This is a genomic window from Pinirhizobacter sp., from assembly GCF_036499745.1.
GTDB lineage: Bacteria > Pseudomonadota > Gammaproteobacteria > Xanthomonadales > Rhodanobacteraceae > Pinirhizobacter.
In genome coordinates this window covers 1-9,728 of the sequence record NZ_DASYDG010000020.1, presented here as the reverse complement: position 1 = coordinate 9,728, position 9,728 = coordinate 1, and the positions used below count along the sequence as shown (strand labels likewise).

At 60.5% G+C, this 9,728-nt stretch carries 7 protein-coding genes and 1 rRNA gene; 1 reads left to right on the top strand and 7 read right to left on the bottom strand.

Going from position 1 to position 9,728, the window contains the following annotated elements:
- The 4 genes from VGM61_RS07540 to VGM61_RS07525 form a co-directional block, all read right to left on the bottom strand.
- A partial coding sequence (locus tag VGM61_RS07540; RefSeq protein WP_331522150.1) for an RHS repeat-associated core domain-containing protein occupies nt 1–336 on the bottom strand: 336 nt, incomplete at its 3' end.
- A gap of 160 nt (nt 337–496) precedes the next feature.
- Nucleotides 497–6,307: a hypothetical protein gene (locus VGM61_RS07535; protein ID WP_331522149.1), complete on the bottom strand. Its 5,811-nt coding sequence runs from the start codon at nt 6,305–6,307 to the stop codon at nt 497–499.
- A 149-nt stretch (nt 6,308–6,456) separates the two neighbouring features.
- Nucleotides 6,457–6,696 (bottom strand): hypothetical protein, encoded by a 240-nt coding sequence (locus VGM61_RS07530; RefSeq protein WP_331522148.1) that lies wholly within the window; start codon nt 6,694–6,696, stop codon nt 6,457–6,459.
- A gap of 25 nt (nt 6,697–6,721) precedes the next feature.
- Nucleotides 6,722–7,069, bottom strand: a complete 348-nt coding sequence (locus tag VGM61_RS07525) for a hypothetical protein (RefSeq protein ID WP_331522147.1) — start codon at nt 7,067–7,069, stop codon at nt 6,722–6,724.
- A gap of 148 nt (nt 7,070–7,217) precedes the next feature.
- Between VGM61_RS07525 and VGM61_RS07520 the strand changes: the two genes are divergently transcribed.
- On the top strand, nt 7,218–7,673 hold the full coding sequence (locus VGM61_RS07520; RefSeq protein ID WP_331522145.1) for a hemerythrin domain-containing protein: 456 nt from the start codon (nt 7,218–7,220) through the stop codon (nt 7,671–7,673).
- 6 nt (nt 7,674–7,679) lie between these two features.
- On the opposite strand, the gene VGM61_RS07515 is transcribed toward VGM61_RS07520, so the two are convergent.
- The 3 genes from VGM61_RS07515 to rrf form a co-directional block, all read right to left on the bottom strand.
- Nucleotides 7,680–9,065 (bottom strand): CoA transferase, encoded by a 1,386-nt coding sequence (locus VGM61_RS07515; protein WP_331522144.1) that lies wholly within the window; start codon nt 9,063–9,065, stop codon nt 7,680–7,682.
- 59 nt (nt 9,066–9,124) lie between these two features.
- A complete protein-coding gene (locus VGM61_RS07510; protein WP_331522143.1) occupies nt 9,125–9,439 on the bottom strand; it encodes a hypothetical protein in 315 nt (104 codons plus the stop codon).
- A 204-nt stretch (nt 9,440–9,643) separates the two neighbouring features.
- Nucleotides 9,644–9,728 (bottom strand): 5S ribosomal RNA (gene rrf, locus VGM61_RS07505); the annotation flags it as partial.

Here is a 9,728-nt window from a genome sequence, read left to right as displayed (position 1 = left end):
CCCATCCGGATCGATGTTCATAATCGGATTGTTCGACGCGTAGCCGTAGCGGTTGAAGCTATAGATGTTGCCCGGACTGAGCCCCACCGGATCGACGCTCAGGAAGCCGCCTGTGCCCGGATCGTAATAGCGCGCCTGCATATAAACAAGCGATGAATCCACGTCATCGACATGGCCCGCATACCCCGGCCCATCCGATGGCGACCCCAGCGTCTGCGTGCCATAGGGCCGGTAATCACTGCTTGATGTCACCGCACCTGATGCATTGGCGGTGGCCAGCACAGTGCCCTGGTGGTCCGAGTAGTAGTAGGTCACCGTCTCGGCTGCGGTTACCATCTGCACAACCAGCATCGGTGCGATACACATAAACATTCGCATAAAGATGCGAACGAAAACTGGACTTCTTCGCGTGCCGAATCGCGACGTTGGGAGAACGGACCTCATCAGGTACTCCTTAATCCGAGTTCAAAGCGAATTGAGACGTGCCGGTATTCACCTACGGACTTCCCAACGTATCTATCGACTCCGCCTGGCCCCACGCCGAACACCCATTCGCATTACACGCTCGTGCCTGGTAGACATACGTCAGCCCTGTCGACCCCCGGGTAAATATCATCGTCGTCGCCGTACCGCTATAAGCCGGATTCATGGAGCCGCCACCTATGGACTCCTGTACCTCATAGCGAGTGACATCGGTTACGGCCGACCAAACAGCCTGGATTCGTCCCTTGCTTGGGGGCGAGAGGAGAGTAAGGGTCAATGTGGCCGGCACATGTGGCACTAATGCCACTACGACATTTGCCGTCCCACTGAATGGTCCGCATCCGCTGGCGTTGCAGGCTTGCACACGATAGCCATAGGTTCCGTTGACCTTGCCCGATCGCCCGATGCTGGTGGTGGCAGAGTTTTGCAGGGTGGTAAAGCCACCACCATTCACCTGTTCCTGGATGAGGTACGTGGCCGCTCCCGATACGCCCGTCCAGCTGACGGTGTAGATGCCAATGTTATTGGTCGCTGGCGCACTGATTCCCGGCGCTGACTGTGGCGGAACGACAATGCTCGAACTCTTGCTTGGCCCGTACCCACTACATCCGGTCGCATTGCAAGCACGTACCCTATATGTGTACGTTCCTGACACAGTCGCGGTATAGGCATACGACAAACCCGCGCCGTTATAGATTGCGCCGAATGCACCGCCATTGATATTTTGCTCGAGCGAGTAACTGGTGGCGTAAAGGGCCGATGACCAGCCGATGGCGATATTCCCCGTACTGCTGGCCGGCACACTGATTGCCGCGGGAGCAGGCGGCGGCAGGGATACCACGATGCTATGTACCGTGCCTGGTGTGCCGCAGCCAGATGCTCCGCAAGGCGCCATGCGATAACCATAGGTGCCTGGTGTGCGGCCTGAGGTGCTCCAGCCCAGGCTGTTCGCCGTCTGGACAGCGGTCCACGCACCGCCATTCACTTGCTCGTCGAGGCGGTAATTGGATGTACCTGGGACAGCCGTCCAAGATACCGAGTACGCGCCGGTGGTGGACGAAGCAGGCACCGTCAGATCACCGAATGAGTTCGTGCCGATCGCAGGATGGCCGTAGTCCCGAAACCAGTGCATGCCTTCCTGGACCAGTTCAAACTGGATGCGGTTGCCGCTTCCCACGCCGCCGTTGACCGGTGTATTGATCGTCACCGGAGCATGTCCGCCTGGTGGAATGACAGGAAGCCCTGCGCGGGTGATGTCGTTCACCGTGATGGTGCCCGCGGCGTTGGCGAAGTGGTTGGCAAGGTTTACCGGGTACGAGCCCGTGCTGCTGATGTTAATGATGCCGCTGTTCTGCACGTCAACCGTCGCCACCAGGTTCTGGCCATCTGCCGAGAGGGTCGGTGCCGATGCGAGCGTCAACGACAGGTTCGATTCGGTTCCACGCAAGGCGAACTGGGTATTGCACAGGTACGTGGACGCCGGGGCGCAAGCAGAGAAGGGCCCCACCTCGATCGGCGTGGTCCCCCAGGCATCAAACCACGCCACGCCTTCCTGCACCGGCACCAGGCGTATGACATTGCCCGACCCGATCACGGCGCTGGCCGGGATGGTGGACGTCACGGCGGCATGGCCGCCCGGGGCGATGTCCGGGATATTTGTACGCGGAATGGAAACCGCAGCATCGTTTCCTGCCGTGGTGAATATCCGCGCCCCCATGTGCACCGGATCACGTCCGTTGGACTTCAGCGTCACCGTGCCCTGGTTGGCGATATCCACCGTCACGCTGATGGTGGTGCCGTCGGCCGAGAGCGTCGGCACCCCGATGAGGGTCAGCGTGACATTTATCTGCGAGGGATGGAACGCCGATGTGTCCACCAGCGCGGATGCCACCATCTTCTTGCCCAGATAGATGTAGTCCGTGGCGTTGGTGGTGTCTGGGTCGTACTGCCACATCAGCTGCCCGGCCTGGTTGTAGGCGTAGTAGGTCGGCGAGCCCGAGTCCGGAAACTTCTTCACCCGCCGTCCTTCCGCGTCGTACAGGTAGCTGTCCAGGCCAGTGATCTGGGTCAGCCTATTGGCCTCGTCGAATACCATCGGCACGTTGTTGCGCAGGATGACGTTGCCCCGGTTGTCGTAGACGAAGCTCAACACCGTGCTCGCTCCGCTGATCACCGAGGTCAGGAGGTTGTTGCCGTCGTATTGGTACGTGTTGGTGACTCCCACCGTGGTGAGCGTGCGGATATTGTTGAGGGTGTCGTAGGTGTAGCTCTCAGTGCCGCCCCACAGGTTGTCCGCAGTGGCGCTTGTCAGCCGGTTCAGGCCGTCGTAGCCCAGGGTCTTGTTGCGCTGGCCGTTATTGGTGTGGTCGGTGACCTGGGTGATGTTGGCGTTGCCGTCGTAGGCCAGTTGCTCGCTCACCACCGGGGCGCTGGCAGCACCATAGACGAAGGTCTCCAGCAGATTCCGCTTGTTCCTAGTGGTCGTGTACGGGACGCCGCTGCCAAAGGTGAAAGCCTTGAGGTCCCCGTCGGGATAGTAGGTGGCACCCGCGGCGTAACTCCCGGCGGCCGTGGGCCGACCCAGAAAATCGGGACTATAGGCCACCGCCTTGCCGTCCGGATAGACGGTGCTGGCTAGTACACCATTGACGTCATAGCCGTAGCCGATTGTCCAGTTATAGCCATCCACCGACAGGGTCTGCCCGCTCAGCAGGTCAAGCTTGTTGTAGCCGTAGGTCCAGCCCACTGTGCCGGAGACCGCCGTCAGCGGCTTGCCGGTGGCGGTGTAGGTCATCGCGGTGGCCGCCGTGCCGGCCGGATAGGCGATACCGGTAACGCGGTTCATGGCGTCATAACCACGCGTGGTCTTCCCTGCCGTTACCTGGTCTCGACCGCAGATCTTGTCCTCATTGTTGGGATCGACCACATCGGCGATCTCCTGTCCGGACGCGCTCCAGGCCAGGTTGTTGGCCGCGTCATAGTCCATCACCTCGGATTTCGATTCCGGTTCCTTCGTCCGGCACAGACGGTGGTAACGGTCGTACCACATCATCTTGCTCAGCCCGCCTTGGGTGATCGACTTCGGGCTACCGTAAATGTCGCGGTCGATGGTCTGGGTGACCCCTTCTGGGGCGACGACCTGGATGACGTTCTCGTAGGACGGTTCATCGAACACCTGGTAGCTGCTGATGGTGCTGTAGCCCTTCGGGTCGATCACCTGCTTGCGGGCGCCGGAAAGGTAGTTGAACGTCGTGGTGAGGATGCCCTGCTCCAAGGGCTGTACGGTAGAGATAACGCGGCTCAACGCGTCATAGTTGGTGGTGATGCCAGCCGAGAGCCCAGACGGTTCCAGGTTCCCGTCGGCGGGATAGGACTGGAAGATCGTATTGCCGCGGAAATCGTAATCCGTGCGGCTGGTGATGGGCGTGCCGCCATCGCTTGACCGGCGCGTCAACACCTCCTTGGGACGCATCATCGCGTCGAAATAGGTGTAGGTTGCTTTCGGACCCTGGAACACACCGCGCAACCAATGGCCGGCTTCGATACCGTGCGATACCCAGGTCTCATAGGTGTACGTAAAGGTCTGCTTGGCCCAGGCAACGGAATCGCCCGTAGGGTAATCGACCTCGGCGATGCGCCCGATCGGGTCGTACAGGTACGAGGTGGTATTGCCGGCCTGGTTGGTGATCGAACTGACCTGGCTATAGTCGTCCACCATCAGCGACATCGAGGTGCCGTCGGGAAAACCGATCGCCTGCGGGATGCCGCGCTTGTAGCTACCGAGCGTCGTGGTCTTGGTATTGCCGTCGGTGAAGCTGGCCAACTGACCGGCGGCATTGAAGGTATAGGACATCAACGGCTGCCCGAAGTGATAACGCTTCAGCGGCGTAACCGAGGATAGGTTGTAGTCCATCTGGCTGACCGTTTTGCCATTGATCACGACCGCGGTTGGCAGGCCCAAAACCCAGTGCGGCAGGTCGTTCAGGTAGCTGGTTTGTTCCACCAGTGTCTGTCCCGTGGCAGACGACAAACGCGATGCGGTCGTTGCCCGTCCATACGCATCAAATGCAGGCGCCGACCACGTATAGGTATCGCCATCCTGGGCCAGCACTTTGTTGTTCAATGGCGCCAGCGTGTCCACCTGGGCATTGTTGGTTCGGGGCGACAGCGAAGTGCCGAACCCTCCTATCGTTGCGTAAGAGTCTGTTTCCGTCCTTGCAATCGTGCTTCCAACGCCACCGGAGTATTGGTCCGTGCGAAGCAGACGGCTCTCCGTGGCATCGTACTTGTTGCTGAACGTATAGCGCATGACGCGGTTGTCGGGTGCGGTAACGTCGGTCCACACCGTGGATGCACATCCTCCACCCGTGCAATCTTCTACCCAACTCTGATTCGGCGGGGAGTAGTCGTAAGTCCATATCTGAGTGCCAATGCCGGCACCGGTGAAGACCTTACCGGTCGCGGTGAGTGAGTACCAGGCATTCGGGTAAAGCGCAAAACCATAGTCGATTGTCTCGTTGAGCGGCGCTCCCCAGCAAATCTTGCTGACGTATGAACGTCCGTGTTTCATGGGCTGCACCATGAAGCTGCCCGTTAGCCCCGACGGATGGGTGATGGTCCCCGTGTAAACAATCGACGTGTTGTCCGGTGAAGGAACGTCCCCACACAAGCCGCTTCCGTTGGTCGTGATGCTCGACACGCGAGCAATCGAAAGATTCGAAAAGTCGAACGACCATGTGCTGTTGTCTGGCTGCATCACCTGGCTCAGGAAGCTGAAGGCGCCGGCATAGTTGTACGTCCATACACGGCGTGGACCTGCTGCCGGGCCAAGTTCAGCCGTATGCACACGATTGGTCCCAGCGTAGTAAGTCAGGGCAAGTCGGCGACCATCGCTGGCATCGATGGTGGTGAGGTTGGGCCCCGAGTACGAATACGTCAGCCAGTTGCCGAAGCGGTCCTCCACGCGCGTTACCAACATGTCCGCGCGACGCCGGTTGAGGAAATCCCCGATGGGCAGGTTCGGGCGATACACACCCTTGAATCCACCGGTCAGCCCCGAAGGAGTGGAGTTGGCATACAGGCCACGGCTCATTTGCGGCTCGGCGTGATACTGCAGCCAGTTGAACCAATACTTGGTGCCATCCGGCGCCACGGCCAGAAATGCTTCACCGGGTTCGCCATTGGCCGTGGCCGGCAGGCAGCTGACCATCCAGTGGGCTTTGGTGGCGATCGGAAACGTCATGGCGACGCCTCCGGATGTCATCGTCGGAGCGGGAATTCCAGTGCCCCGCGTCATCAGTTCCTGGCTGCCCTGTCCCGGTACAACTAACTGATAGCCGTGCCACCAATCGCCCGGATTCCAATCCGATCTTCCGGCGTCACGCGGAAACGCAACGGGCGGCGGCGGGTTGAACTGGCTGCATCGGGCATACGGGTTGACGGCATCGACTTTCCAGTCGGTCACCGTTCCAGAAGCGGAGGTGAGCGTGGTGATGCGAGGTAGGTTGAGCTCCCAGTCGCTGAAGTTGTTCTCGGTCCACGCCAGGGCAAAGTAATCCCCACGCAGGGAAAATGAGCGAGTCAGCTGAATCGACAGGCCAGTTCCCGGCTGGCTGACGTCCGTCTGCTCGAACGAAAGGCTGCCGTTGTACAGGCTGACATTCTCGCCAAAGGGATTTTCGCCCAGCGGCTGGATGTCCTCATTGACCTTGATTAATTTCTTGTAGTCGTCCTCGGGCGTCGTGGTTTGCGCACGAAGCGGGGTCGACCACGCAAGTACAGCCACAACCATCGCCATGCTGGCGAATAGCACGTCCCTGCGCATTGGATTTTCCCCTGACTGTGGTCGCAAATTCCTGGGCACTCGCAATAAGATGCGAGGCCGATGCATTGGACGGTTAGCGTCGGGCGACGTCTATACGAATTATTCCTAAGCGTTTTCGGCACCTTGCCGACTTGCAAAGACCAACGAATTCAGCGAATGAACAGCTTGTCGATCAGATCCTCAAGGACCCGCCCCTCCGCGGTCAGCTCGTCGCTAACGTCAAATCCGATTCGTGCCAACGCATTGGTGCATGCCTCGCTCAATGCTATGACCTGCTCGTCCGAGCCAAGCAGCCTTTGCTGATCCAGCACCATCGTGCGAGTGAGGTCCTCGGTTTCGGGGCAACTCAACAATAGTTCGCGCTCGTACGAGGAGACTCGAATGATCATCCTGAACCTCCAGTCCCTGCCATGACTAATAGGTATGCGTGTGGCTCGGATCGCGTTTGAGCGATGTGTCGTCTTTCAGCACGATCTCGTCACCGGCATAGCTGCCGTATTGCTCGCGCAGACTGGCGATATCGAATGATCGGTAGGTAAGGAATTCGCTGTCTTGCAGCAGGTTCTTTGTGTTGCCGTAGATCGCGCAGCGGAAGCGACGGGCTTCCATGGGGTGGCAATCGATCCACGCCCCGCCGTCGGCGCTCCCCACCCAGACGGCAGACGCGGTGGGCTTGGGCCCGGACGGATCGTTACAGCCCGCACAGGCCAGGGCGGTAGCCAAAGCACTGCATCGAAGAATGAGCTGCCACGACTGCTTCATGGGCCGCCTCCGCCGGCGGATATTCGCAAGATCATACGATCTTGTGCCATTTATACGCCCAGTACCAGCCTTGTGGCACTCACACGGTTTTTCCGGCCTGCGCGGCAGGCTGTTCCCGTTAATTCCCGGCACTAAGGAGGCACCTGGCGTGAAAGAGACCATCTTCGAGGCCCTGCGCGAGAGCCATGCCATCCAGCGATCGCTGGTGCGCAAGCTGATGCTGTCCCACCCGGGCGAACACCGGGTAGAGGTGTTCACTGCCCTGCGTATCGAGCTGGCCGCCCACGAAGCCGCCGAGGAGCGCTACCTCTATGCCCCGATCCTGATGGACGACCGCGGCCTGCATGCCTCGCGCGACGCCCTGGCCGATCACCACAAGATGGACGAGATGGTGGACGACCTGCAGACCCGCGACCACGCCGGACGCGGCTGGATGGCGACCGTGCACAAGCTATCGAAGGAGTTGCACGATCACCTTCGCGAGGAAGAGAAAATCTTTTTCCAGCTGTCGGGAAAAATTCTCACCAGCGCGCAGAAGACCGGGCTGGCCACCAAGTATTGGCGCGACTATCGGCGCATGCATGTCATGCTGGAAGAGACCTAAGGTCGTTCAAATCCACTCCGCGGGCGACGACCCTAGCGGACTGGCGGCATGGTTCCACTTTGCCTCGCATCCATCCATGGCCACCGGCCAGCGAAGGCGACGCGCTTCGCCCCATACCGTGTGTTCTGGCCACGGATCGATATCCGCTGGCGTCTCAGCGGCAAGCGTCGAGGTGTCGTTGGGCGTGGCGTGATCAAGCAGGAACCTAGCGGTGCGTGCCAGCGATAACCGCGCTTGCATGCCGCGGCCTGTCTTCAACCGCTCGGTGATGCCTCGCACTGCTGCGGCGGCCATGAGGTAACCCGTGCCGTGATCGAGCGCCTGCACCGGCAACGGCTTCGGCTTGTCGGCGCCTGTTGCTTGCATGCCTGCGTCGGCGATCCCAGTGCTCATCTGTACCAGGCTGTCGAAGCCGCGGCGGTCGGCCCATGGGCCAGTCCAGCCGTAGGCGTCCAGGCATACGTCGACGAGACCAGGCGCCAAACGACGACGTGCTTCTACACCGAAGCCGAGCCGCTCCAGTGCATCAGGACGATAGCCGTGCACCAGGATGTCGGTGGTCGATAGCAGCTTCTCAAAAAGGGCGCGGTCGTTTTTCTTGTGCAGATCCAGCCGTGCGCATCGCTTGCCGAGGGTGAGGTCAGTGACCAGGCCCGGCTCATCCCAGGTGGGTGGATCGATGCGCAGGACGTCAGCGCCGTAAGCCGCGAGGAATCGCGTGGCCGCTGGCCCAGCCAGGACGCGGGTGAGATCCAGTACCCGCAATCCATCGAGCGGACGGTTGGCGTCCGGCCGCCACCGGGAGCGGGTTTCGTCGTGCATTTGTTGTCGATGGACCAAGGGTTCGCTGGCGACGGCGAGGCCCTGCGGATGGCCGGCCCAGCTGTTGAGCGAGCGCATCTCGGCGGCACAACCACCCACGTCGACGATGGCCTGCTCGAGGTCCGCCTTCTTCCATGCGCTCACAGCCTTGGCCATGCCGGCCTTGTCCTGGTGTTCGCCAAGGATTCGCTCGGCGGCCTTGCGATGATGCAGCGCATTGGTGTGCAGGCGAATCCAGCCATCGCTTGCAAGGTAATCGCCCGCGATCGGATCCCACGGCGCAGGTGGCATCCAGCCGATGGGGCGTTGCGACCAGGCGAACCACATCGAGGCCAGGCGGCGATCGACGGCGACCCTCGCCGGCGATGTGGATGTCGCATGGTTGCGCAATTCACTGATGGCGAGGCCGGCGGCGGCCATCGTGGCGGAGGCAAGATCGGTGACTGGGAAGATGGCTGGTAGAGCGCCTGCTTCTACAAATGCTGCTGCATCGAGCATGGCCAGATCACCGGCCAGCGCGCTCCATGCAGACGCCAACATGGCGCGGCCAGGCTGTTCGTTCACGGGCATCGACGAACTCTCCGGGGAAGCCATCTTCCTACCTTAGGTCCGTAGCGGCAGACCTGTCATCAGGTCTTCGTGCCCTTGACGCGCCGGGCGCGCATAGCATCGAACACCACGCACAATAGGCACTCGGCCGAGGCGATCCAGCCAGCGAGCGACCCGAGCAGGAGGATCCACAGGGCAACGCCGGCGGTACCCCAGTCGCTGGGTTCGGGGGTGGCGGCGGCAGCAGTGTTGAATTCCCAGGCCGACAGCGCGGCCAGCAAGGGAATCAGCAGCAGCGCAAATATCGTCCAGGGCTTGCTACGCGCGTGGATCAGAAGAAGGGCGGCTGCCGCAAACGGGGACAGGATCAGGAACCCTGAGATCAGGAAGTGCATGACACAGCGCTCGTGGCTTCTAGAAGCGAACTTTCATCCTACGACCGAAACGTGACAAAGGGAAAACTAAGATTTCTATCGAAACCGCAAATCACTAGGGGTCAGAGTGATAGCGGAAGCGCACTATGACTCTGACCCCTAGTGAAAGGTCGTTGGACAAAGAAAAACCCCGTCCTCTTTCGAGAACGGGGTTTTGGATAAAGCCCCTGGCGGTGACCTACTCTTGCATGGCTTGAGCCACACTACCATCGGCGCATGCGCGTTTCACTGCTGAGTTCGGGATGGGATC